This is a genomic window from Nonomuraea sp. NPDC003214, assembly GCF_053590035.1.
In genome coordinates this window covers 124,864-147,055 of the sequence record NZ_JBSFSX010000016.1, presented here as the reverse complement: position 1 = coordinate 147,055, position 22,192 = coordinate 124,864, and the positions used below count along the sequence as shown (strand labels likewise).

The following is a 22,192-nucleotide window of genomic DNA, read 5'->3' as shown; positions in this document are numbered from 1 at the left end:
GGCAACATTATCTCCGTCATATTTGACGAGGTGTTGCATGAAAAACTTCATGCACTGGCTTTTGACACACTGTTGAGTTCTCAAGAAACGGACGCGTACTTCCTTGACCGAGACCGTGGGTCTCAGCGCCGGAGGCGCTCGTTTCAGCTCCGCTAGCTTATCAGATCCGGACGATCCTTGTCAAACCGCCCGATCCGGTAGCTTCCGGACGCCCCTTCCGAGGCAACCCTCGTAACTTACCCGAACTTTCGCGCCGTGTCCAATCACGCTCTGACACGGCCGGTTGCCCGGAGATCCGTTGCAAGGGGTTTGGGGGCTGAACCGCCCCGCGTGGAAAACTGTAGCAGCCTCTGGACCGTGGAAGGTCCATTCTCGGTAACGAATGAACCTTCCCCTCGTCCGGCTAGCTCAAACCCAGCGCGGCGAGCTGGGACTCGAGGCGCTCGATGTCCGCGGCGGCCTGGTCGGCCCGCCCCCGCACCTTGGCCACCACGTCGGCTGGCGCCTTGGCCATGAACTGCTCGTTGCCGAGCTTGCCGGCGACCTGGGCGGCCTCCTTACGCGCGGCGGCCAGGTCCTTCTCCAGCCGCTTGCGCTCGGCGACCACGTCGATCGCGCCCGCCGTGTCGATCTCGACGCCCACCCCGCCCACGGCGAACCTGGCCGTCGGGTTGAAGGTCTCCGACGGCTCGGTGAGCCGCAGCAGCGACCGGGCGGCCGACTCCTGCCCCGCGAGCGGGGTGCCGGCCAGCGCCAGCCGCGCGGCCACCTTCTGGCCGGGCTTGAGGCCCTGGTCGGAGCGGAACCGGCGCACCTCGGTCACCAGCTCCTGCAGCGCGACGATCTCCGCCTCCGCCGCGGGATCGGCGTAGCTCGGATCGGCCTGCGGCCAGGAGGACACCACGACGGACTCCCCGCCGGTGACCGCCCGCCACAGCTCCTCGGTGACGAACGGGACGAGCGGGTGCATGAGCCGCAGCAGCGCGTCGAGCACGTGCCCGAGAACCAGCCGGGTGTGCTCCAGTCCCTCGCCGAGCTGGATCTTGGCCAGCTCCAGGTACCAGTCGCAGACCTCGTCCCAGGCGAAGTGGTAGAGCAGGTCGGACGCCTTGGCGAACTCGAACTCCTCGAACGCCTCGTCGGCCGCCTTGATCACGCTCTGCAGCCGCGACAGGATCCACCGGTCGGCCGCCGTCAGCGTAAGCCCTTCGAGGGGGCCGACGGTGGCGCCGTTCATCAGCGCGAACCGGGTGGCGTTCCAGATCTTGTTGCAGAAGTTGCGCGAGCCCGCCGCCCACTCCTCGCTGACCGCCACGTCCGCGCCGGGGTTGGCGCCGCGCAGCAGCGTGAAGCGGGTGGCGTCGGCGCCGAAGCGCTCCACCCAGTCGAGCGGGTCGACGACGTTGCCGAACGACTTCGACATCTTCTTGCCGTACTGGTCGCGCACCATGCCGTGCAGGGCCACCACGCGGAACGGCGGCTCGCCGTCCATCGCGTACAGGCCGAACATCATCATCCGCGCGACCCAGAAGAACAGGATGTCGTAGCCGGTGACGAGCACCGAGGTCGGGTAGAAGCGGGCCAGCTCGGGCGTGGCGTCGGGCCAGCCGAGCGTCGAGAACGGCCACAGGCCGGAGGAGAACCAGGTGTCGAGCACGTCCGGGTCCTGGACGTAGCCCTCCGGCGGGGTCTCGTCGGGGCCCACGCAGACGACCTCGCCGCCCGGGCCGTACCAGACCGGGATGCGGTGGCCCCACCACAGCTGCCGGGAGATGCACCAGTCGTGCATGTCGTCGACCCAGTCGAAGTAGCGCTTGGCCAGCTCCGGCGGGTGGATACGGGTGCGCCCGTCGCGCACCGCGTCGCCGGCCTCCTTGGCGAGCGGCGCCACGTTGACGAACCACTGCAGCGACAGCCGCGGCTCGACCACAGTCTTGCAGCGCGAGCAGTGGCCGACGGAGTGGACGTACGGGCGCTTCTCGGCGACGATGCGCCCCTCGGCGCGCAGGGCCGCGACCACGGCGGGCCGTGCCTCGAACCGGTCGAGCCCCTCGAACGGGCCGTGCGCGGTGATGACGCCGCGCTCGTCCATGACGGTCAGCGACGGCAGCGAGTGGCGGCGGCCGATCTCGAAGTCGTTGGGGTCGTGCGCGGGCGTCACCTTGACGGCGCCGGTGCCGAAGGCCGGGTCGACGTGCTCGTCGGCGACCACCGGGATCATGCGGCCGGTCAGCGGCACCTCGACCAGGGTGCCGACCAGGTGCGCGTAGCGTTCGTCGGACGGGTGGACGGCCACGGCGGTGTCGCCGAGCATGGTCTCGGCCCGGGTGGTGGCGACCACGATCTCGTCGGAGTAGCGGATCGAGACGAGCTCGCCCTCGTCCTCGCTGTGCTCCACCTCGATGTCGGACAGCGCGGTCAGGCAGCGCGGGCACCAGTTGATGATGCGCTCGGCGCGGTAGATCAGCCCGTCGTCGAAGAGCTTCTTGAAGATGGTCTGGACGGCCCGGGACAGGCCCTCGTCCATGGTGAAGCGCTCGCGCGACCAGTCGACGCCGTCGCCGAGCTTGCGCATCTGGCCGAGGATCTGGCCGCCGGACTCCTCCTTCCACTCCCAGACCCGCTGGACGAACGCCTCGCGGCCCAGGTCGTGGCGGGACAGGCCCTCGGCGGCGAGCTTGCGCTCGACGACGTTCTGCGTGGCGATGCCGGCGTGGTCCATGCCGGGCAGCCACAGCGTCTCGTGCCCGCGCATGCGGGCGCGGCGGCTCAGGGCGTCCTGGATGGAGTGGTCGAGCGCGTGACCGATGTGCAGCACGCCGGTGACGTTGGGCGGGGGCAGGACGATGCTGTACGGCTCCCGCGAGCTGCCCGGGTCGGCGTGGAAGTAGCCTTCGGACACCCATCGCTCGTAGCTTCGGGTCTCGACGTCGGCCGGGGTGTACTGGGTAGGCAGCTCTGGCGTTGTCACAGTGACCAATTCTAGGGAGACGGGAAAGGGAAACGCCCCATGGACCGGGTCCACGGGGCGTTGCCGCTGTCGCGGCGGCTCAGCGGCGGCTCAGGCCGACTTCTCGCGCGGGGTCCGCTGCTGCTTGGCGGCGAGCTGGTCGCGCGGGACGAGCGTCGGGATGGCGTGCTCCAGGACCGATTCGCGGGTGATGACCACGCGGGCCACATCCTGCCGGGACGGTACCTCGTACATGACCGACAGGAGCACCTCCTCCAGGATGGCGCGCAGGCCGCGGGCGCCGGTGCCGCGCAGGATCGCCTGGTCGGCGATGGCCTCGAGCGCGTCGTCGGTGAACTCCAGCTCGACCCCGTCGAGCTCGAAGAGCTTGCGGTATTGCTTGACGAGGGCGTTGCGCGGCTCGGTGAGGATCTGGATGAGCGCCTCGCGGTCGAGGTTGTGCACCGAGGTGATGACCGGCAGGCGGCCGACGAACTCGGGGATCATGCCGAACTTCAGCAGGTCCTCGGGCATCACGTCGGCGAAGATGTCGACCGAGTCGATCTCTTCCTTGGAGCGGATGACGGCGTTGAAGCCGATGCCCTTCTTGCCGATGCGCGACTCGATGATCTTCTCGAGGCCGGCGAAGGCGCCACCGCAGATGAACAGCACGTTGGTGGTGTCGATCTGGATGAACTCCTGGTGCGGGTGCTTGCGGCCGCCCTGCGGGGGCACCGAGGCGGTGGTGCCTTCGAGGATCTTCAGCAGGGCCTGCTGCACGCCTTCACCGGAGACGTCGCGGGTGATCGACGGGTTCTCGCTCTTGCGGGCGATCTTGTCGACCTCGTCGATGTAGATGATGCCCGTCTCGGCCTTCTTGACGTCGTAGTCAGCGGCCTGGATGAGCTTGAGCAGGATGTTCTCGACGTCCTCGCCCACGTAACCGGCCTCGGTGAGGGCGGTGGCGTCGGCGATGGCGAAGGGCACGTTGAGCATCTTCGCCAGCGTCTGGGCGAGCAGCGTCTTGCCCGAGCCCGTGGGGCCCAGCAGCAGGATGTTGCTCTTGGACAGCTCCAGGCCGTCGTCTCTGCCCCGGTCGCCGGACTGCACCCGCTTGTAGTGGTTGTAGACCGCCACCGAGAGCGCCTTCTTCGCCTTGTCCTGACCGATGACGTAGGCGTCGAGGAACTCGAAGATCTCCCTCGGCTTGGGCAGGTTGTCCCACTTGAGCTCGGAGGACTCGGAGAGCTCCTCCTCGATGATCTCGTTGCAGAGATCGATGCACTCATCGCAGATGTAGACGCCTGGACCGGCAATGAGCTTTTTGACTTGCTTCTGGCTCTTTCCACAGAACGAGCACTTCAGCAGGTCTCCCCCGTCGCCGATGCGTGCCACCCCAGATACTCCTTTGCGTGGGACCGCCCTGCTCATCGAGCAGTGTCGCCGGACATCCTCCGGACTAGGCCGAACCGCTCAGGTTTCGACGTTACCGTCTTCTGGGCCCTCAGTGAGCCCCCTAGCGGCGAGTCGCACCGGAACGTGCCCTATTGGGCACCGCTCCGGTGCGGGTCGTCTCGTCTAGGAAGCCACAGCCTGAGCTCGCTTCTTCCTGGACGGGATGATGTCGTCGATCAGACCATACGCCTTTGCCTCATCCGCGTTGAGAATTTTGTCGCGTTCGATGTCCTTGCGGACTTCGGCAGAGGTCTTTCCCGAGTGCTTCGCCACGATGTCCTCAAGGAGGGTCCGCATGCGAAGGATCTCGCGGGCCTGGATCTCGATGTCGCTGCCCTGGCCGCCGCCCTCGGTGGACGGCTGGTGGATCAGCACCCGGGCGTTGGGCAGCGCGAAGCGCTTGCCCGGGGTGCCGCCGGCCAGCAGCACGGCCGCCGCGGAGGCGGCCTGGCCGAGGCAGACGGTCTGGATCTCCGGCCGGACGAACTGCATCGTGTCGTAGATCGCCGTCATGGCGGTGAAGGAGCCGCCCGGCGAGTTGATGTAGATGCTGATGTCACGGTCGGGGTCGAGGGACTCCAGCGTCAACAGCTGCGACATGACGTCGTTGGCCGACGCGTCGTCGATCTGCACGCCGAGGAAGATGATGCGGTCCTCGAACAGCTTGGTGTACGGGTCCATGGTCTTGGTCCCGTAGGACGTGCGCTCGGTGAACTGCGGGAGCACGTAGCGGCTTTCGATGTTCACAGTAGATACCCCTAGGAAACCGGGCCCTGCGAGGGCACCTGCCGAGCACTGCGCACGACATGGTCGATGAAGCCGTAGTCCTTGGCCTCGTCGGCCGTGAACCAGCGGTCGCGGTCGGAGTCGGCCTCGATCTGCTCCAGCGGCTGGCCGGTGTGGAAGGCGATCCGCTCGGCCAGCGTCTTCTTCACGTAGAGCATCTGCTCGGCCTGGATGGCGATGTCGGCCGCCGTGCCGCCGATGCCGCCCGAGGGCTGGTGCATCATGACGCGGGCGTGCGGCAGCGCGTAGCGCTTGCCCGGCGCCCCCGCCGAGAGCAGGAACTGCCCCATCGAGGCCGCCATGCCCATCACCACGGTGGAGACGTCGTTGGGCACGTACTCCATCATGTCGTAAATCGCCATGCCGGCACTCACGGAGCCGCCGGGCGAGTTGATGTAAAGGCTGATGTCGCGATCCGGGTCGTCGGCGGCCAGCAGGAGCAGCTCGGCGCAGATCCGGTTGGCGATCTCGTCGTTGACCTCCTGGCCGAGCACGATGATGCGCTCGCGCAGCAGGCGCTGGTAAAGCTGGTCCTCAAGCCGGAAGGACGTGCCGTTCTCACGGCCTCGCGACTCAGGCTGATAGAAGGTCGGCGGGCTGGTCACAGCGTCACCTTCCGATGCGTCGTAATCGATGGGCTTTGCTTGTGACCCTAACGCGCGCCGCCCCCCGGTCATGCCCGGTCCACGTACTGTTCGCTGACGGCGCAGGTCGGGTCTCCGGCACGCGCGAAGCCCCCAGGCCAGGGGCTTGGGGGCTTCGCGCGTGCTGGGGCGGGGATCAGGCCTCGGCCTTCTCCTCGGACTCGTCCTCTTCCTCGACGACCTCTTCACCGTTGATCTCGGTGTAGATGGCCTTGAGGTCGACCTCGTTGCCCTCGGTGTCGACGACCTTGGCGGCGTCACCGATGACGGACTTGGCCTTGTCACGGACGATCTCGACCATGGCCAGCGTGAGCTGGTCGTTGTCGGCCAGGTGCTGGGCCAGCTGGTTGGGCTGGACGCCCATCTCCATGGCGCGGCGCACCACGAAGTTGGTCAGCTCCTGCTCGGTCACGCCGAGCTCCTCGGCCTTGACGATCTTGTCGAGCACGAAGCCGACCTTGATCGCCTTGGCGGAGCTGGTCTCGAACTCGGCGAAGCGCTCCTCCTCCGTCGTCTGGTAGAGACGGAAGAAGGCGTCACGGCTCAGGCCGCTCTCGGCGATCTGGTGGTCGAGGTTGTGCTTGCGGGCGTCGATCTCGGCCTTGAGCGCGCTGTCGGGGATCGGGATGTCGATCTTGTCGAGCAGCGTGTCGAGGGCCTTCTCGCGGGTCTGGACGACCTGCTCGATGAGCTTGTTGCGGCGGGCCTGCTCGCGGATGCTCGCCTTGAGCTCGTCGAGCGTGTCGAACTCGCTGGCCAGCTGGGCGAACTCGTCGTCGAGCTCGGGCAGGACCTTCTCCTTGACCGACTTGACGTTGATGATCACGTCAGCCTCCTCGCCGGCGTTGGCGCCGCCGACGAGCTCGGTCCTGAAGGTCTTCTCCTCGCCCGCGGACATGCCCTCGAGGGCGGCGTCGAGGCCCTGCAGCACCGAGCCGGCGCCGACCTCGTACGAGACCTCGCTGGCCTGCTGCTCCTCGATGTTCTGGCCGTCGATCTCGGCACGCAGGTCCATGACGACGAAGTCGCCGGTGGCGGCGGGCCGCTCGACGCCGGTCAGCGTGGCGAAACGCTGGCGCAGCGAGTCGAGCTGGGCGTCGATGTCGGCGTCGGAGACCTCGGCGGCGTCGACGGTGACCTCGGCGCCCTTGTAGTCGGGGACGTCGAAGTTGGGCCGGATGTCGACCTCGGCGGTGAACTCGATCTGCTCACCGTCCTCGATCTTCGTGACCTCGATGTCGGGCTGGCTGACCGGGAACACGTCTACCTCGTCCACGGCCTGGCCGTAGAGCTTGGGCACCGCGTCGTTGAGGGTCTCCTCCAGCACTACCGCCCGGCCGAAGCGCTGCTCGATGATGCGGGCCGGGACCTTGCCAGGACGGAACCCGGGGACGCGCACCTGCTGCGCGACCTTCTTGTACGCCGCATCCATGCTCGGGCGCAGCTCGTCGAACGGCACCTCGACAGTGAGCTTCACCCGGGTCGGGCTGAGCTCCTCGACAGCGGTCTTCACGGGGTGGTCTCCTTGATCAAGCTTCTGGTGATCGCGGGCGCGTCCATTCGGTACGGCTCGCGCGCCGCGCCCACGTATTGGCGCTGGGCATGCTCCGCCACGGCGGATCCAAACGCCGTCCGTCAGTCTAGGGCAGAGCAGGTAGCTCTCAGAACTCTTCGGCGATGACGCGCAGCAGCTCGATGGTCTCGTCCGGGGTCGTGCTGACGGCGCACAACCTCTCCATGACCTCGGTGTAGCGGTCCACGTCCTCACGCTTGTCCAGGTAGAGGGCGCTGGCGAGCTGCTCGACGTAGATCACGTCGGGCAGGTCGCTGTCGGGGAAGCGCAGGATGCTGAACGCGCCGCCCTCCGCGCTGTGGCCGCCGAAGCTGAACGGCATGATCTGGATGGTGATGTTCGGCTGGCGCATGAGGTCGATGAGGTGCTGCAGCTGCGCCTTCATGACCTCGGCGCCGCCGATGGGCCGGCGCAGCGCCGCCTCGTCGATCACCGCCCAGAAGACCGGGCCGTCGGGCCTGTCGATCACGCGCTGGCGTTCGAGCCGCAGGTCGACCCGCCGCGCGATCTCCTCCGCGCCGACCCCGGCGGACCCCGCCGTGACGACCGCGCGCGCGTACTCCTTGGTCTGGAGCAGTCCCGGCACGAACTGGACCTCGTACGTCCTGATCCGGGCGGCGGCCTCCTCGAGGCCGACGTACGCCTGGAACCAGGTGGGGAGGATGTCGTTGAAGCGGTGCCACCAGCCGGGTTCGTTGGCGGTCGCGACCAGGTCCAGCACGGCGGCGCGGGCCCCGTCGTCGACCACTCCGTACAGGGTGAGCAGGTCGGCCACGTCACGCTCCTTGAACCCGACCCGGCCCAGCTCCATACGGCTGATCTTGGACTCGGACCCCCGGATGAGGTGGCCCGCCTCCTCGCGCGTGACGCCCCTGCTTTCCCTGAGCCTGCGCAGCTGGGAGCCCAGGAGGATGCGCAGCGCCGTAGGCCCGGAACCCGGCTGGTTCTGCGTCACTTTGCCTCCTATCAAGGTCCGCACACACAGTGACATCTGTTTGCCGGGTATGACAAGGTCTCAACCTGGTGTCCGATTCGGATACGTATGCGGAAATCGCTCATGCTGCTGCACATTGCACATGCACGTGCATTTGGGTCTTGCAGCGACACGGGATCGTGACCCATGATGGCCTAGTGCATATTGGGCCAAACATGCACTAAACCGAAGGCGACTGGGAGGTATCGGCGGGATGGTGGAGGATCCTCTGGCCACTGCCGACTGCCTGCAGATCACCCGTGAGGTGGGCTTCGACCAGCTCCTCACCTCGGGCAAGCCGTACACCACCGCGTGCCCGCTGCCCTTCCAGGCCGACTCGGTCAAGACCGCCAGGGACGTCACCCGCACCACGCTGAGCGGCTGGGGCCTGTCCGAGCTGAGCGACGACGCGGCGCTCGTGGTCTCCGAGCTGGTGACGAACGCGGTCCGCTACGCCATGTACGCCCGGGGCGGGCGCGAGATCACGCTGCTGCTCATGCGCGTGGCGCCGCACGTCCTGCTGGCCGTGGCCGACCCGAGCGACGACGTGCCCACGCCCAAGGAGCCCGACTTCATCTCCGAGAACGGGCGCGGCCTCTACATCGTCGAGACGTACAGCCAGTGCTGGGGCTGGGACCCGCTGGCACGCGGCGGCAAGGCCGTGTGGGCCCTGTTCCGCACCGACGAGTCCTGACCCGCCCTCAGCGCGTCCGCCGCTGGTAGGCCAGCGTGACGGCGGCCAGCAGCGGCGCCCACGCGACCAGCGGCAGATAGACGAACCCCACCAGCAGGTGCCCGGTGGCCGTCATGTCGCCGTGCGGCACCGCCCACCAGAACAGGAACGGCGTCCACAGCACCGCCAGCACCACGACGCCCGCCCACGCCGCCGCGAGCACCGCGCGGCGCGGGATCACCCTGCCTCCCGCGTACGGGACCCAGCGCGGCACCACCTCGCCCCACGGCCGCACCAGGCCGAGCGTCAGCAGCCCCGCCCCCTCGGTCAGCACGCTCAGCGCCACCAGGTACGCCGGCCCCGCCGCCCCCGTCCCCAGCAACGCGCGCAGGCCCTCCTCCGTGTAGCCGAGCGGGAAGCCGAGCACCAGGCCGATCCGCCACAGCCCGGACGGGAGCGCCACGAGGGCGGCGGCGTGCGCGGCCACCACCGGCCAGCGGGGGACGACGACGGGATTCGTACGCATGGGTCCATCGTCGTGATCACGCACTCGCGCCGCCTCCCGCCCGCGGGCCACCGCGCTCCCCCGACCGGGGGACGCCCGTGCCAGGATGGGCGGCATGTCCGACAGCACGGTTCATGGCACAGTTCACGGCACTGTCAAGGTCTGGCACGACGAGGAAGGGTGGGGCGTCCTCTCCTCGCCCTCCCTTCCGGACGGGCACGACGCCTGGGCGCATTTCAGCGACATCATCGCCGAGGGGTACCGGAGCCTGCGCACGGGCGAACGCGTCACGTTCGAGATCGTCCGGCGCGAACAGGACGGCTTCCAGTACGTCGCCGAGAACGTACGGAGCCTCTGACCGCCACCCACTCAGTCACGCAGAAGGCCCCACCCGGGATCGGATGGGGCCTTCGAGCTGGGTCGGGGCGACAGGATTTGAACCTGCGACTTCTTGCTCCCAAAGCAAGCGCGCTGCCAAGCTGCGCCACGCCCCGTCGGCGCCGGGTACGCACACGCTCCGGGACTCCGGTACGCTTACGCCCTGACGACCGGATGAAGTCTAGACCAGAGTTCGACCGGTTCGCGCGGACGTAGCTCAATGGTAGAGCCCTAGTCTTCCAAACTAGCTACGCGGGTTCGATTCCCGTCGTCCGCTCCACAGCCGTAAGGCCAGCTCGGGCCCCCTGCCGCCTCAGGCGGGGGCGCACAGTCTGTTGAGTTCCGCGATGTCGGTCCGGATGTCAGCGAGCACCTCGTTCGGGTCGTTCATGACCATGCCGGTCAGGCGGAAGTTCAGCTCCTGAAACTCTCTGGCCAGCCTGGTGACCTTCTGCCCGACCGCCCCGTGGGCGTTCAGGGCCACGCCCATCAGCTCCGAGTACGCCTGCTGGGCCGCGCCTGCCTGGCTGCTGCGGGTGTCGCCGGCGTTCCGGCTGTAGGCGTTGAGTGCGGCCGTCGCCTCGGCGCAGCCGATGGGGGGAACCGGGGGCAGCACCACGGACGTGACGGGAGCAGCGCGGGTGGTCTCCGGATCCGGGGGCGGCGGGTCCGAAGGCGGGCGGCTGGTCTCCCGGTCGGGCGACGGGGAGTAAGGGGACTCGGACGGGGGCGAAGTCTCTTTCTCGATGGGTTGCGCGGCGGGCGGGGCCAGGTATGCGATCAGCGCGACCACGGCCGCCACCGAGGCGGCGAGGGCGCTCACGGTCGCCGGCCAGTTCAGCTGACGGCCCTTGTCCCCGTCCGTCGCGGGCCGCTGCGCCGATCCGTTCTGCGTCATGGCCTCATCGTGGCCGAGTGATCGGGCCGGGTCCAGGAACGCAGGAGCACGCGCATCGGAGCCCGTAGGCTCGGACGTGATGCGTGCACGACCGATCTCGATGGAGGCGCTGGTCGAGGAGCTGGCCGAGGCGATCGCGGCGGGGCCGGGCGACGGCTGGGCGCGGGTGGTCGTCGACGGGGCTCCGGCGGCGGCGCCCGGCGAGCTGGCCGACCGGCTGGCGGCGCCGCTGCGGGTGCGCGGGCGGCAGGTGCTGCGGGTGTCGGCGGGTGACTTCCTGCGGCCTGCGTCGCTGCGGCTGGAGCACGGGCGGACCGATCCAGACGTGTTCTACGACGACTGGCTCGACGTGAAGGGGCTGCTGCGGGAGGTGCTGGAGCCGCTGGGCCCGGGCGGCTCGGGGCGGGTGCTGCCGGCGCTGTGGGACAGCCGCATCGACCGGGCCTTCCGGCTGCCGTACGAGACGCTGGCGCCGGGCGGGGTGCTGCTGCTGGACGGGACGCTGCTGCTGGGGCGGGGGCTGCCGGTCGAGCTGAGCGTGCACCTGTGGCTGTCGGCGGGTGCGCTGGAGCGGCGCACGCCCGAGTCCGAACGGTGGCGGTTGCCGGCATATGACCGCTATGAGCGGGAGGCGCGGCCCGCCGAGACGGCGGACGTGCTCGTACGGGCCGATCATCCGGGGCGCCTGGCCATGCGGGAAGGCGACTGGAACGGCGGCGCGCGGCGGCGCAGACTGGGTGGATGATCCCCAGCCACTGGTACAACATCGTTCCCGACCTGCCCGCGCCGCCTCCTCCGCCGCTGCATCCGGCCACCCGGGAGCCGGTGGGGCCGGACGATCTGGCGCCGCTGTTCCCGATGGAGCTGATCGGGCAGGAGGTGAGCCAGGAGCGGTTCGTGCCGGTGCCGCAGGAGGTGCTCGACGTCTACCGGCTGTGGCGGCCGACGCCGCTGGTGCGGGCGCGCCGGCTGGAGCGGGCGCTGGGCACCCCGGCCAGGATCTACTACAAGTACGAGGGCGTCTCGCCCGCCGGGTCGCACAAGCCCAACACAGCTGTCCCGCAGGCGTACTACAACGCGCGTGAGGGAGTGCGCCGGCTCACCACCGAGACCGGGGCGGGGCAGTGGGGCAGCGCGCTGGCGTTCGCGTGCGCCCAGTTCGGGGTGGAGTGCGAGGTCTGGATGGTACGGGCCTCCTACGACCAGAAGCCCTACCGGCGCTCCCTCATGGGGGTGTACGGCGCGACGGTGCACGCGAGCCCGTCACCGGTGACGATGTCCGGCAGCAAGGTGCTGGCCGACCACCCGGACTCGCCGGGGAGCCTGGGCATCGCGATCAGCGAGGCGGTCGAGGCGGCGGCCGGGGCGGCCGACACCCGGTACGCGCTCGGGTCGGTGCTCAACCACGTGCTGATGCACCAGACGGTGATCGGCGAGGAGGCGCTGGCGCAGCTCGACGAGCGGCCCGACCTGGTCATCGGCTGCACCGGCGGCGGGTCGAACTTCGCCGGGCTGGCCTTCCCGTTCCTGCGCGGCAAGCTCGCCGGGGAGGGCGGGCCGGTGCTGCGGGCCGTCGAGCCGGCCGCCTGCCCGTCGTTCACGCGCGGCCGTTACGCCTACGACTTCGGCGACACGGCCGGGCTGACGCCGCTGCTCAAGATGCACACGCTCGGCCACGGGTTCGTGCCCGACCCGATCCACGCCGGCGGGCTGCGCTATCACGGGATGTCGCCGCTGCTGTCGCACCTGTACGAGCTCGGGCTGTTCGAGGCGGTGACCCGGTCGCAGACCGAGTGCTTCGAGGCCGGGGTGACGTTCGCCAGGACGGAGGGCATCGTGCCCGCGCCGGAGCCGACGCACGCGCTGGCCGAGACCATCGCCGAGGCGCGGCGGTGCGCGGAGAGCGGCGAGGCGAAGGTCATCCTGACGGCGCTGTGCGGGCACGGGCACTTCGACCTCGCCGCCTACGACCGCTACCTGTCGGGCGAGATGACGGACTTCACGCTGCCGCAGGAGCGGATCGACGAGGCGCTGAGCGAGCTGCCCGGGTGAGTCAGCGCGCCGTGGGGCGCTTGCCGTGGTTGGCCTTCTTCTTCTTGCGTGCCTTGCCCTTGCGTGCGCGCTTGGCCATGTCGCATCCCTCCTGGTGATGGGCTCTCTCAATGTCTCCCGCATCGGGGCGCTGGACAAGCGTCCCGAGGACCTAACATTCCCCAACATATTCGTGTCATAATTTGGTGGAATCTGTTGGAAGGAGCGGGGGCGTGCTCGCACAGCAGCGTCAGCAGGCGATTCTCGAACGCGTCCGCAGCGCAGGCGGGGTCCGGGTGGCCGATCTCGTGCGCGAGCTCGGCGTCTCCGACATGACGATCCGCCGCGACCTGGAGGTGCTCGCCGAGCGCGGGCTGCTGGAGAAGGTGCACGGCGGCGCCACGACGCTCGGCCCCGGCTCGACCGAGGAGCCGGGGTTCACCGCCAAGTCGGCCCGCCAGCAGCAGGAGAAGGAGTCCATCGCGCGGCGCGCCGCCCAGCTCGTCCGGCCCGGCACCGCGGTCGCCCTGTCGGCCGGCACCACGACGTGGGCGCTGGCCCGTCACCTGATCGGGGTGCCGGAGCTGACCGTCATCACCAACTCGGTCCCCGTGGCCGAGGTCTTCCACCGCAATCCGCGCGCCGATCGCACGGTCGTGCTCACCGGCGGCGTCCGCACCCCCTCCGACGCGCTCGTCGGCCCGGTGGCCGTGGCCGCGATCCGGCGCCTGCACGTGGACACCCTGTTCCTGGGCGTGCACGGGATGAGCGTGCGGGCCGGGTTCACCACGCCCAACCTGCTGGAGTCCGAGACCGACCGGGAGCTGGTCAACGCCGCGCACCGGCTGGTCGTGCCCGCCGACCACACCAAGTGGAACACGGTCGGCATCAGCACGATCGCGGAGCTGCGCGAGGCCGACGTGGTCATCAGCGACCCCGGGCTGCCCCAGGAGGCACGTACGGAGCTGGCCGAACGCGCCGGCGAACTGATCATCGCGGAGGGCTCGCAGTGAAGCGCACCATCACCCATCTGGCCGACGGCCGGGAGCTGATCTACTTCGACCGGCGTGACGACGCCGACCGGAGCGCGATCGACCGGCGGCCGCTCGATCCCCGGCCGGTGGCGTCGGAGCTGCGCTACGACCCGCTGACCGAGGAGTGGATAGCGGTGGCCGGGCACCGGCAGACGCGCACGTTCCTGCCTCCGGCCGACGAGTGCCCGCTGTGCCCGTCGTCCGACACGCGGGCGTCGGAGATCCCGGCGGACGACTACGACGTGGTCGTGTTCGAGAACCGGTTCCCGTCGTTCTCCCGCAATCTCGGCAGTTACGCGGACGTGGGCGGGCTGAGCGAGGTCCGGCCGGGTGTGGGGCGGTGCGAGGTGATGTGCTTCACCTCCGAGCACTCCTCGTCGTTCTCGCAGCTCTCCGACGACCGGGTGGAGCTGGTCATGGAGGCGTGGGCCGACCGCACGGCCGAGCTGTCCTCGATCGAGGGCGTGGAGCAGGTGTTCTGCTTCGAGAACCGGGGCGAGGAGATCGGCATCACGCTCTTCCACCCGCACGGCCAGATCTACGCCTATCCGTACGTCACGCCGCGCGCCAAGCTGCAGCTCGGCGCCGCCAGGCGCTACGCGGGGCGGCGGCCGGGGCGCAACCTGTTCGCCGACGTGCTGGCGGCCGAGCGGGAGGCGGGCACCCGGGTGGTGGCCGCCAACGAGCTGTGGACGGCGTTCGTGCCCGCTGCCGCGCGGTGGCCGTTCGAGGTGCATCTCTACCCGCATCGCCGGGTGCCGGACCTGGCGGCGCTGTCGGAGGCCGAGCGGGCGGCGTTCGCCCCGCTCTACACCTCGGTGCTGCGCGCGCTGGACGGGCTCTTCGGCGTCGCGATGCCGTACATCTCGGCCTGGCACCAGGCGCCGGTCCGGCAGGACCGTGAGCTGGGCTATCTTCATCTGGAGCTGTTCAGCATCCGGCGGGCGCCGGGCAAGCTGAAGTACCTGGCGGGATCGGAGTCGGCCATGGGAGCCTTCGTCAACGACGTGCTCCCGGAAGAGGCGGCACGCATGCTTCGATCACAGGTAGATCACTAATTGATTTCCGATTGATGTCGCATTACTCGTGATCTACCACTACTATCCCTTCAAGCACGGTCATAGCACCGTGTACGCCTAATCCCGGGCGAGTTGCCCGGGAGCCGGGGACCCATCCGCACCTGGGGTGAATCCACTTCGGTGGTAGGGAAGCGACTCCCATGCCCGAACCCGTCAGCTAACCCGGCCGGCAGAGGGAGAGGAAACCCCGCACGTGGCGTCAGCGTCCCCCACGCGACTTGCCATCGGCGTCGTCACCGCGGCAGCGATGACGTTCGCCACCTGGTCAGCACCGGCCGCGGCCGAGCCCAAGCCGTCCGAGAGCCAGCTCCGCGGCGACCTGAAGCAGCTCAACAAGAAGGTCGACCAGCTCATCGAGCGCTACAACGCCAAACGCGTCGAGCTCGCCAAGGCCCGCGAGGCCGCCGAGGCGGCCAAGAAGCGGCTCGCCGCCGCCGACCAGGCGCTCGCCGCCGCCCAGCTGAAGGTGGCCGAGCTCGCCAGACTTCGTTACCAGAGCGGCACGCTGGGGCTGCCCTACTACATGGTGCCGCCCGACGGGGCCAGCGCGGCCGTGGTCGAACAGCTCACCGCCGAGCAGCAGGCCATCGTGGCCGGCGTGGCCGCCGCCCGCGACGAGCAGAAGAAGGCCGCCGACGCGGCCGCCGCCCTGGCCCGCCGGCTCAGCGCCGACACGACCGAGGTGGCCAAGCAGCGTGACGAGGCCGAGGACGTCATCGGCGACATCGAGAAGAAGCTGGAGGACCTGATCCCGTTCAGCACCGGGCGGCGCTCCGACGGCACCTGGGCCCCGCAGCTGCCGAGCGGCACTGACAACATCACCGCCCGCACCCGGGCGATGAAGGCGCAGATCGAGAAGAGCTTCAAGCTGCCGTTCAGCGTCGGCTGCTTCCGATCGGGCTCCAGCGGCGAGCATCCGCTGGGTCGGGCCTGCGACTTCATGATGAGCGCCGGCGGCTCCATGCCCACCGCGGCCAACAACGCCCTCGGCGACCGCATCGCCGAATGGACCGTGAAGAACCGGGACAAGCTCGGCGTCAAGTACGTGATCTGGAAGCAGCGGATCAACCACGGCTCCGGCTGGAACGCCATGTCCAACCGCGGCAGCATCACCGAGAACCACTACGACCACGTCCACATCTCGATGCACTGACGAGGCCGGCCGGCTCGGCGTTGACATAATATGTAGATCGGTCTAGTTTTTCGGCATGGGCAAGAAGGGGGCCGAGACTCGGCTGCGGATCCTGGAGGCGACCCAGGAGCTGGTCGAGGCGGGCGGTTATGCCAATGCCGGGCTCAACCAGGTGATCGCCGCCAGCGGGGCGCCGCGCGGGTCGCTGTACTTCCACTTCCCCGAGGGCAAGGACCAGCTGGTCGGCGAGTCGATCCGGCGGGCCGGGGCGGCGATCGGGTCGGCCTTCGACGACCTGGCCGTGGACGAGGTGCTGCGGCTGCTGGGCGATCGGCTGGAGGAGTCGGGCTGGCGCAAGGGCTGCCCGGTGGCCACCGTGGCGCTCGAGATGGCCGCCGCCAGCGACCCGCTCCAGCAGGCGTGCTCGGAGGTCTACACGTCGTGGGAGGCCGCCCTGCGTACGCGGCTCGCGGGGCGGCCGGACGCCGACGATCTCGCCGTCACGGTCCTGGCGCTGATCGAGGGGGCGCTGCTGCTGGCCAAGGCGCACCGCAGCCGGGAGCCGCTGGACCGCGTCGCCGCCGTGCTCGCCGGGCTGCTGCGCTGACCCCTGGGGCCGCCTTCCCACCACGGAGGCGGCTCTTTTTATGGCCAGAAAATATGTAGACCGATCTATTGAGGAGCTTCCTTGGACGCGATCGTCTTCGGCGCGACCGGCTTCGTCGGCCGGGCACTCGTCGCCGAGTTGCTGGGCCGCGGGCAGCGGGTGGCGGCGGCCGTGCGGACCGACACCCTCACCCCGTGGCTGGCCGAGCGGGGCGTCGCCACCGGCGGGCTGAGCGTCGTCACCGCCGACGTCACCCGCCCGCTCACCGGACTCCCCCGGGCACGCGACGTCTACAACGCCGCGGCGCGCTTCGCGTTCGGCCTCGGCGTCGAGGAGGCTCGCGCCGTGAACGTGACCGGGGCGCTCCACGTGCTCGAATGGGCCGCCACGCTCCCCCGCCTGCGACGGCTCGTGCACATCAGCGGCTACCGGGTGAGCGGCGTCCGCCCCGACTACGCCCGGCTGGGCGCGTACGAGGCGTCCAAGGCCGAGGCCGACCTCGCCGTTCATGCCAGGGCGCGCGAGCTGGGCGTCCCGCTGACCGTCGTCAACCCCAGCACGGTGATCGGCCCCGGTCAGCACCTCGGCCTGGCCTCCCTCGTCGGGGACCTGTGGAACGGGCGGCTCCCGGCGCTGCCCGGCGGCCCGGACGTCTTCCTGCCGGTCGTCACGATGGACTACTTCACGCGCTTCCTGGCGGAGATCCCCGCCGCCCCTGCGGGCGAGGACCACTGGGTGCTCGACGACGACACGCCGCCGCTGCCCGAGCTGATCGGCCTGGTCGCCCGGCACCTCGGCGCGCGCGCGCCGCGCCGGACGATCCCCGTCGGCCTGGTGCGGCGGCTGCCGCAGGCGCTCACCGGCGCCGATCCGGAGACGCTGTCGTTCCTGTCGTCGGACCGCTACCCGACGGCCTCGGCCCGCGCCCTCGCCGCCCGGGCCGGCCTGGAGATGCCGCCGGTCGCCGACGCCCTGCGCGCGTGGGCGGACGACCTGGTGGCGGCCCGCTTCGGCGCGGCGACGCCGTGGCTGCGCCCGTACGGGTTCCGGGACCGTACGTGGGTGATGGGGGACGCCCGCGACCCAGGGCACGTGCTGCTGCACGGGCTGCCGGTGAACGCCGACGTGTGGGCGCGGGTGGCCGCCCTGCTGCCGGGGCCGGTTCTCGCGCCCGATCTGCCCGGGCTGGGCCGGTCCGCGCCGTCGGACCGGCCGGTGGAGGCGTGGCTGGCCGGGCTGATGGGCAGCGTGCGGACGCGGCCGACGCTGGTGGCGCACTCGCTGGCCTGCGGGCCCGCGCTGCGGTTCGCGGTCGAGCATCCCGAGCGGGTGGGCGGGCTGGTGCTCGTGGCCCCGGCGTTCCTCCAGGCTCCGGCGTCGTGGGCGGCGCGTTCGGCCGTGGCCGCGCCCCTGCTGCGCCGCATGTCCGCCGCCCGGCTGGCCGCCACGCTGGGCGTGCCCGAAGGGCCGGAGGTGGCGAGCGCCGCGCTGGACCTGCACCGCCCGGGGGTGGCGCGGCGCGTGGTCGCGGCGCTGCGGGCGGCGTCGGCCGCACGGGACGCCACGCGGGCGCTGCTGACACGGGTGCGGGTCCCCGTCGAGATCGTGACGGGCTCGGCCGACCCGCTCACGGCCGACCCGGGGCATCCGGTGACCGAGATCGCCGGGGCCGGGCACTATCCGCAGCTCACCCACCCCGACCAGGTCGCCCGGGTGCTCAGCCGGCCGGTGGCATCCGCTCGATGAGGGACTTGGGCGCGACCTGCCGGTAGGCGTCGGCGACGATCTCGCCGATCTCCGCCCAGTCGACGTCCACGTCCAGGTAGACGCCCAGCCAGCCGCGATGGCCCACGTACGGGGGCCGGAAGAAGCGGGCCGGGTCCTCGGCCACCAGCTCCTGCTGGACGCCGGGCGGGGCCGCGCACCAGAACGCCAGGCGGTCGTCGTGGTGGTGGTCGGCGTACATGACGAACGTCTTCTTGCCCCGCACGAACCAGGTGGGCTCGCCGTGGCTGAGCCGCTCGGTCGTCTCCGGCAGCGCGAGGCACAGCCGCCGGAGCTCGTCGAGCGGGTCCGCGGTCATCCGGTGAGCCTCAGCGGGTTGATCAGGTCGGCGTAGACCAGCAGCCCGGCCATGATGATCATGACGAAGGCGAGCGCGTAGGTGAGCGGCAGCACCTTGGCGATGTCCACGTACGCGGGCTCGGGGCGGCGGCGGACCCGGGCGTAGGCCCGCTTGAGGCCCTCCCACAGGCCGCCCGCGATGTGGCCGCCGTCGAGCGGCAGCAGCGGAATCAGGTTGAACATGCCGATCGCCAGGTTGAAGCCGGCCAGCAGGTTGACGAAGATGTGGAACTTCTGGATGCCGGTCAGGTCGGAGGCGAGGATCTCGCCGCCCATCCGCCCGGCGCCGACGACGCCGACCGGGCCCTCGGGGTCGCGTTCCTCGCCGGAGAAGGCGGCGTGCCACACGCCCACCATCTTCTCCGGCAGGTTGACCAGCGACTGCGCCACCCTGCCCGTGAGCTCGGCCATGTGGCCGGCGACCGCGCCGATGCTCTGCTGCTGCATGACCTCGGTGGGCATGACGCCGAGGAAGCCGACGTTCTTCTCGATCACCTTGGGGTCGTCGGGCTTGGGCCGGTCCTGGGCGATGAGCGTGACGTCGAGCGTCATCGGCTTCCCGTCGCGCACGATGCCGAGCGCCACCTCGCCCGCGCCGTGGGAGCGGATCAGCCGGGTCGCGTCGGCCCACGAGCCGATCTTCTGGCCGTCGAAGGAGACGAGCTGGTCACCGACCTTGAGCTTGGCCTTCGCCGCGGGCGTCGCCTGGTCGCCGGGCCGGCACTCGGTGCGCTGCTCGCTGACCGGGATCACGCACGTGGTGGTGTCGGGCGAGACGACCGGCACCAGCGTGGGCATGCCGATGCCGACGAACAGCAGCGTGTAGAGGACGAAGGCGAGCACGAAGTTCATCGCCGGGCCGCCGGACATGATGATGACCTTCTGCCACCACTTCTTCCGGTAGAAGACCCGCTCCTCGTCGCCGGGGCGCACCTCTTCCTGGGCGGCCTCCCTGGCGGTCTCGATGAGGCTCTGGAACGGGCCCGTCGAGCTGCCGCGCAGCTTGGTCGGGTCGTCGCCGGGCCGGGGCGGCAGCATGCCGATCATGCGGATGTAGCCGCCCAGCGGCAGCCACTTGATGCCGTACTCGGTCTCGCCACGACGCCAGGACCAGGCGGTGGAGCCGAAGCCGACCATGTACTGCGTCACGCGGACGCCGAAGAGCTTGGCGGGCACGAGATGGCCGACCTCGTGCAGCGCGATGGACGCCATCAGTCCGATGAAGAAGATGACGATGCCCGCGACGAAGAGCCAATCCATGTACGCGCGCTCCAGGGAAGACGGAAGTCCCGACCTACCCAAGGGTAGTCGAACTCCGCACACCTGGACGGGGGCTGCACATGAACCGCCGTTGACAGTCCGCAGTCGGACGATCACCCTGGGACGTGACGGAGGGAGCGATTTGATCCGGATCCTGGTCGCCGAGCATCTGGCGCTGGTGCGGCGTGGTCTGGTGGCCTCGCTGGAGGCCGAGCCGGACCTGCGGGTGGTCGCGGAGGTGGCGAGCGCCGAGGACGTGCTGCCTCGCGCGCTGGAGTGCGAGCCGGACGCGGCGGTGGTCGACGCCGACCTGCCGGGCGTGGGCGGGCTGGGCGCGGCGGAGGCGCTGCGGGAGAAGGCGCCCGGGTGCGCGGTGCTGATCCTGTCGGCCCAGCCGCATCCGGGGCAGGTGCGCGGGGCGCTGGCGGCGCACGCCCGCGGGTTCATGACGCTCGACGTGGCGCCGGAGCAGCTCGCCGAGGGGTTGCGGCGGATCGCGGCGGGCGGCCGGGCGATCGACTCCGAGCTGGCCGTGGCCGCCCTGCAGTCGCCGGTCAATCCGCTGACCAGGCGGGAGATCGACGTGCTGCGGATCGCGGCGGGCGGCGCCCGGTCGGCGGAGATCGCCGACGAGCTCTTCCTGTCGGTGGGCACCGTGCGCAACCACCTGTCGCGGATCATGTGCAAGACCGGCGCGCGCAACCGGGTCGACGCGGTGCGCATCGCCAGCGACTCGGGCTGGCTGTGAGCGGGCCGCTTGTGTGCGGGCCGCTTGTGTGCGGCCTGCTTGTGAGCGGGCGGCCTGTGTGCGGGCGGGCCCCGGAGGAGCCGCGCCGTTCCCCCGGAGCCCGCGACTCTATGACGATCTCAGGATGCCGGGCCGGCGGCCAGTGACCGCGATCACGACCGCACCCGTGTGATTCGTCACTACGGACGCCAGATGAGCACCAGCGCGCAGTCGTCGTTGTGGCCCGAGGCCATGGCGTTGACCAGGGCCCTGGCGCCGTCGCGGAACCCGGAGGGCAGCAGCCGCTCGGCCTCGCCCAGCAGCCGGTCGAGCCCGGCGTCGATGTCGCGGCCCGGCTGCTCGATGAGCCCGTCGGTGTAGAGCAGCAGCGCGTCGCCCTTGCGCAGGGTGCCGCTGTCGGGCTCGCAGTGCAGGTCGGGCACCACGCCGAGCACCACGCCCTTGGCGGAGGCGACCTGCCAGTTGCCGGTCCCGGCGTCGAACTTGACGACCGGCGGATGCCCGGCCGAGGTGATCGTGTAGTCGCCGGTGGCCAGGTCGAGCCGGACGTGCACGGCGGTGACGAAGCCCTCGTCGCCGCGCTGGCGGTGCAGGTAGGCGTTGCACGCGGGCAGGAAGTCGTCGACGGAGCCGAGCAGCCCGCCGAACGTGCCCGACAGCAGCAGCGCCCTGGTGCCGGCGTCGACGCCCTTGCCGGACACGTCGACGAGCGCGATGTCGACCCGGTCGCCGTCGCGCAGCGACACCAGGAAGTCGCCGCCGAACGAGGAGCCGCCCGCCTGCTTGAGCACCACCTTGCCGCCCCAGTCCTTGGGCAGCGGCGGCAGCTCGCCCTGGCTCCTGAGCCGGTCGCGCAGCTCCAGCAGCATCGCGTCGCCGCGCAGTCCCTGCACGCCGAGCTTGCCCCGGGTGCGGGCCATGAGCACGGCCAGCACCGTGGTGAACCCGATCGTCACGAGCAGGCCGAGCCCGACGCTGCCCGGCCCGAGCTGCGTGGCCACGTAGCCGAGCGCGACGGCCACGGCGACGAGCAGCTTGACCAGGCTGCGCAGCCGCAGTTGCAGCCCGCCCACGAGGGTGACGAGGATGAGCAGCGACGGCGAGAACCACTCCGTGGACACCTCGGCGGCCAGCAGCCCGATCACCAGCGACACCACGGTCAGCGTGAGAAGCAGGTTGCGGTCGCGGGCCAGCGGGCGCCGCACCAGCCGTACGGCCTGCACTAGCAGCGGCACCCGCACGAGCAGAGCGCGGAGCCGTGGCGGGATCAGCGGCGCCGGACGGGAACTCATGATGCGCCTGACTGTATCGGTCTGGACCACGTTTGGGCAGCCCACTTGAC

22 protein-coding genes, 2 tRNA genes and 1 riboswitch are annotated in these 22,192 nt (G+C 70.3%); of the genes, 11 read left to right on the top strand and 13 right to left on the bottom strand.

Going from position 1 to position 22,192, the window contains the following annotated elements; genetic code table 11:
• Nucleotides 1-403: 403 nt before the first annotated feature.
• The 6 genes from ACWDXC_RS38130 to ACWDXC_RS38105 all read right to left on the bottom strand — a co-directional run bounded on the left by ACWDXC_RS38130 (nucleotide 404) and on the right by ACWDXC_RS38105 (nucleotide 8,363).
• Nucleotides 404-2,971, bottom strand: a complete 2,568-nt coding sequence (locus ACWDXC_RS38130; protein ID WP_449990591.1) for a valine--tRNA ligase — start codon at nucleotides 2,969-2,971, stop codon at nucleotides 404-406.
• 90 nt (nucleotides 2,972-3,061) lie between these two features.
• Entirely contained in the window at nucleotides 3,062-4,345 is a 1,284-nt protein-coding gene (gene clpX / locus ACWDXC_RS38125; protein WP_049576077.1) for an ATP-dependent Clp protease ATP-binding subunit ClpX, read from the bottom strand.
• Nucleotides 4,346-4,528: 183 nt separating this feature from the next.
• Entirely contained in the window at nucleotides 4,529-5,152 is a 624-nt protein-coding gene (locus ACWDXC_RS38120) for an ATP-dependent Clp protease proteolytic subunit (RefSeq protein WP_219516066.1), read from the bottom strand.
• 11 nt (nucleotides 5,153-5,163) lie between these two features.
• Nucleotides 5,164-5,796, bottom strand: a complete 633-nt coding sequence (locus tag ACWDXC_RS38115; protein ID WP_219516065.1) for an ATP-dependent Clp protease proteolytic subunit — start codon at nucleotides 5,794-5,796, stop codon at nucleotides 5,164-5,166.
• Nucleotides 5,797-5,971: 175 nt separating this feature from the next.
• Entirely contained in the window at nucleotides 5,972-7,348 is a 1,377-nt protein-coding gene (tig, locus tag ACWDXC_RS38110; protein ID WP_364184508.1) for a trigger factor, read from the bottom strand.
• Nucleotides 7,349-7,496: 148 nt separating this feature from the next.
• Nucleotides 7,497-8,363: a helix-turn-helix domain-containing protein gene (locus ACWDXC_RS38105; protein WP_219516053.1), complete on the bottom strand. Its 867-nt coding sequence runs from the start codon at nucleotides 8,361-8,363 to the stop codon at nucleotides 7,497-7,499.
• Between the two features lie 232 nt (nucleotides 8,364-8,595).
• Here ACWDXC_RS38105 and ACWDXC_RS38100 point away from each other — a divergent pair, with 232 nt between their 5' ends.
• On the top strand, nucleotides 8,596-9,075 hold the full coding sequence (locus tag ACWDXC_RS38100; RefSeq protein WP_219516045.1) for an ATP-binding protein: 480 nt from the start codon (nucleotides 8,596-8,598) through the stop codon (nucleotides 9,073-9,075).
• Nucleotides 9,076-9,082: 7 nt separating this feature from the next.
• On the opposite strand, the gene ACWDXC_RS38095 is transcribed toward ACWDXC_RS38100, so the two are convergent.
• Nucleotides 9,083-9,580, bottom strand: coding sequence for a hypothetical protein (locus ACWDXC_RS38095; protein WP_449990585.1), 498 nt, complete (start codon nucleotides 9,578-9,580; stop codon nucleotides 9,083-9,085).
• Nucleotides 9,581-9,674: 94 nt separating this feature from the next.
• Between ACWDXC_RS38095 and ACWDXC_RS38090 the strand changes: the two genes are divergently transcribed.
• Nucleotides 9,675-9,917 carry a cold-shock protein gene (locus ACWDXC_RS38090; protein ID WP_449990582.1) on the top strand — a complete coding sequence of 81 codons (243 nt, stop codon included), beginning with the start codon at nucleotides 9,675-9,677 and terminating at the stop codon, nucleotides 9,915-9,917.
• A gap of 62 nt (nucleotides 9,918-9,979) precedes the next feature.
• On the opposite strand, the gene ACWDXC_RS38085 is transcribed toward ACWDXC_RS38090, so the two are convergent.
• Nucleotides 9,980-10,053, bottom strand: a tRNA-Pro gene (locus ACWDXC_RS38085).
• Between the two features lie 90 nt (nucleotides 10,054-10,143).
• Between ACWDXC_RS38085 and ACWDXC_RS38080 the strand changes: the two genes are divergently transcribed.
• Nucleotides 10,144-10,217: transfer RNA gene (locus ACWDXC_RS38080), tRNA-Gly, on the top strand.
• A gap of 33 nt (nucleotides 10,218-10,250) precedes the next feature.
• Here ACWDXC_RS38080 and ACWDXC_RS38075 read toward each other — a convergent pair.
• On the bottom strand, nucleotides 10,251-10,835 hold the full coding sequence (locus tag ACWDXC_RS38075) for a hypothetical protein (protein ID WP_449990580.1): 585 nt from the start codon (nucleotides 10,833-10,835) through the stop codon (nucleotides 10,251-10,253).
• A 79-nt stretch (nucleotides 10,836-10,914) separates the two neighbouring features.
• Between ACWDXC_RS38075 and ACWDXC_RS38070 the strand changes: the two genes are divergently transcribed.
• Nucleotides 10,915-11,580 (top strand): uridine kinase, encoded by a 666-nt coding sequence (locus ACWDXC_RS38070; RefSeq protein WP_449990578.1) that lies wholly within the window; start codon nucleotides 10,915-10,917, stop codon nucleotides 11,578-11,580.
• Complete coding sequence (locus ACWDXC_RS38065; protein WP_449990576.1) at nucleotides 11,577-12,887, top strand: TrpB-like pyridoxal phosphate-dependent enzyme; 1,311 nt, start codon at nucleotides 11,577-11,579, stop codon at nucleotides 12,885-12,887. Before ACWDXC_RS38070 ends, ACWDXC_RS38065 begins: the two co-directional genes overlap by 4 nt.
• A gap of 1 nt (nucleotide 12,888) precedes the next feature.
• Here the strand turns inward: ACWDXC_RS38065 and ACWDXC_RS38060 are convergent, their stop codons facing one another.
• Entirely contained in the window at nucleotides 12,889-12,966 is a 78-nt protein-coding gene (locus ACWDXC_RS38060) for a 50S ribosomal protein bL37 (protein ID WP_371825749.1), read from the bottom strand.
• Nucleotides 12,967-13,099: 133 nt separating this feature from the next.
• Here ACWDXC_RS38060 and ACWDXC_RS38055 point away from each other — a divergent pair, with 133 nt between their 5' ends.
• The 5 genes from ACWDXC_RS38055 (at nucleotide 13,100) to ACWDXC_RS38035 (ending at nucleotide 18,464) form a co-directional block, all read left to right on the top strand.
• Nucleotides 13,100-13,879 (top strand): DeoR/GlpR family DNA-binding transcription regulator, encoded by a 780-nt coding sequence (locus ACWDXC_RS38055; protein ID WP_449990573.1) that lies wholly within the window; start codon nucleotides 13,100-13,102, stop codon nucleotides 13,877-13,879.
• Nucleotides 13,876-14,958 (top strand): galactose-1-phosphate uridylyltransferase, encoded by a 1,083-nt coding sequence (galT, locus tag ACWDXC_RS38050; RefSeq protein WP_449990571.1) that lies wholly within the window; start codon nucleotides 13,876-13,878, stop codon nucleotides 14,956-14,958. Before ACWDXC_RS38055 ends, galT begins: the two co-directional genes overlap by 4 nt.
• Nucleotides 14,959-15,023: 65 nt before the next feature.
• Nucleotides 15,024-15,165: riboswitch (cyclic di-AMP (ydaO/yuaA leader) on the top strand.
• A gap of 7 nt (nucleotides 15,166-15,172) precedes the next feature.
• Nucleotides 15,173-16,132 carry a coiled-coil domain-containing protein gene (locus ACWDXC_RS38045; RefSeq protein ID WP_449990569.1) on the top strand — a complete coding sequence of 320 codons (960 nt, stop codon included), beginning with the start codon at nucleotides 15,173-15,175 and terminating at the stop codon, nucleotides 16,130-16,132.
• A 55-nt stretch (nucleotides 16,133-16,187) separates the two neighbouring features.
• On the top strand, nucleotides 16,188-16,718 hold the full coding sequence (locus ACWDXC_RS38040; protein ID WP_364178785.1) for a TetR/AcrR family transcriptional regulator: 531 nt from the start codon (nucleotides 16,188-16,190) through the stop codon (nucleotides 16,716-16,718).
• Nucleotides 16,719-16,799: 81 nt separating this feature from the next.
• Nucleotides 16,800-18,464, top strand: a complete 1,665-nt coding sequence (locus ACWDXC_RS38035) for an alpha/beta fold hydrolase (RefSeq protein WP_449990566.1) — start codon at nucleotides 16,800-16,802, stop codon at nucleotides 18,462-18,464.
• On the opposite strand, the gene ACWDXC_RS38030 is transcribed toward ACWDXC_RS38035, so the two are convergent.
• Complete coding sequence (locus ACWDXC_RS38030; RefSeq protein ID WP_449990563.1) at nucleotides 18,436-18,801, bottom strand: MmcQ/YjbR family DNA-binding protein; 366 nt, start codon at nucleotides 18,799-18,801, stop codon at nucleotides 18,436-18,438. The genes ACWDXC_RS38035 and ACWDXC_RS38030 overlap by 29 nt on opposite strands.
• A complete protein-coding gene (locus tag ACWDXC_RS38025) occupies nucleotides 18,798-20,102 on the bottom strand; it encodes a M50 family metallopeptidase (RefSeq protein ID WP_219515970.1) in 1,305 nt (434 codons plus the stop codon). The genes ACWDXC_RS38030 and ACWDXC_RS38025 overlap by 4 nt, the downstream gene beginning before the upstream one ends.
• A gap of 142 nt (nucleotides 20,103-20,244) precedes the next feature.
• Between ACWDXC_RS38025 and ACWDXC_RS38020 the strand changes: the two genes are divergently transcribed.
• On the top strand, nucleotides 20,245-20,850 hold the full coding sequence (locus tag ACWDXC_RS38020; RefSeq protein WP_449990560.1) for a response regulator transcription factor: 606 nt from the start codon (nucleotides 20,245-20,247) through the stop codon (nucleotides 20,848-20,850).
• Nucleotides 20,851-21,029: 179 nt separating this feature from the next.
• Here ACWDXC_RS38020 and ACWDXC_RS38015 read toward each other — a convergent pair whose 3' ends face one another.
• Nucleotides 21,030-22,142, bottom strand: a complete 1,113-nt coding sequence (locus ACWDXC_RS38015) for a PP2C family protein-serine/threonine phosphatase (RefSeq protein ID WP_219515955.1) — start codon at nucleotides 22,140-22,142, stop codon at nucleotides 21,030-21,032.
• Nucleotides 22,143-22,192: the final 50 nt, after the last annotated feature.